The organism is Mesorhizobium sp. M7D.F.Ca.US.004.03.1.1 (assembly GCF_003998635.1).
Lineage (GTDB): Bacteria > Pseudomonadota > Alphaproteobacteria > Rhizobiales > Rhizobiaceae > Mesorhizobium > Mesorhizobium loti.
The window spans coordinates 1-941 of the sequence record NZ_RZQG01001457.1 but is presented as its reverse complement, the minus strand read 5'-3'; the positions used below and the strand labels follow the sequence as shown (position 1 = coordinate 941).

General features: G+C 66.7%; 1 protein-coding gene. It reads left to right on the top strand.

Annotated features, from left to right (window positions below; all coding sequences use genetic code 11):
- The coding region (locus tag EN935_RS37925; RefSeq protein ID WP_245489165.1) for an AIR synthase related protein at nucleotides 1-941 on the top strand (941 nt) is incomplete at both ends.

The following is a 941-nucleotide window of genomic DNA, read 5'->3' as shown; positions in this document are numbered from 1 at the left end:
GTCGCCAACCTGCCGATCAAGGATCTCGGCGACAAGGCACCCGAGTATGACCGGCCGTGGGTCGAGCCGAAGAAGCCTGCGCCGCTGGCCGCCAATGACGTTCCGCAGGCCGATGTTGCCGATGCGCTGCTGAAGCTGCTCGGCGGCCCCGACCTGTCCTCGCGCCGTTGGGTCTGGGAACAGTATGACACGCTGATCCAGGGCAATTCGCTGCAGCTTCCAGGCGGCGATGCCGGTGTGGTCCGGGTCGAAGGCCATGCGACCAAGGCGCTCGCCTTCTCCTCCGATGTGACGCCGCGCTATTGCGAGGCTGACCCCTATGAGGGCGGCAAGCAGGCGGTGGCCGAATGCTGGCGCAACCTGACCGCCACCGGCGCTCTGCCGCTGGCGGCCACCGACAACCTCAATTTCGGCAATCCGGAACGGCCCGAGATCATGGGGCAGCTGGTTGGCGCGGTGAAAGGCATCGGCGATGCCTGCCGCGCTCTTGGCTTCCCGATCGTCTCCGGCAACGTCTCGCTCTACAACGAGACCAACGGCCAGGGCATTCTGCCGACACCGACCATCGGCGGCGTCGGCCTGATCGCCGACTGGTCGAAGATGGTGCGGACTGGCTTTGCGGCGCCAGGCCAGATGATCCTGCTGGTTGGCGCGCCCGCCTCCTGGGGAACGCATCTTGGCCAATCGGTCTATTTCAGGGACATCCACGGCCGCACGGATGGCCCGCCGCCGCCGGTCGACCTTGAGCATGAAAAACGCGTCGGCGACCACGTGCGTTCGCTGATCGCATCCGGCATCGTCACGGCGGCGCATGATGTTTCCGATGGCGGCATCGCCGTGGCTCTGGCCGAAATGGCGATGGCGTCAGGTATCGGCGCCACCGTTCCCGGGCTCGTCGGCACTGACCCGATCCCGGTCTGGTTCGGCGAGGACCAGGGTCG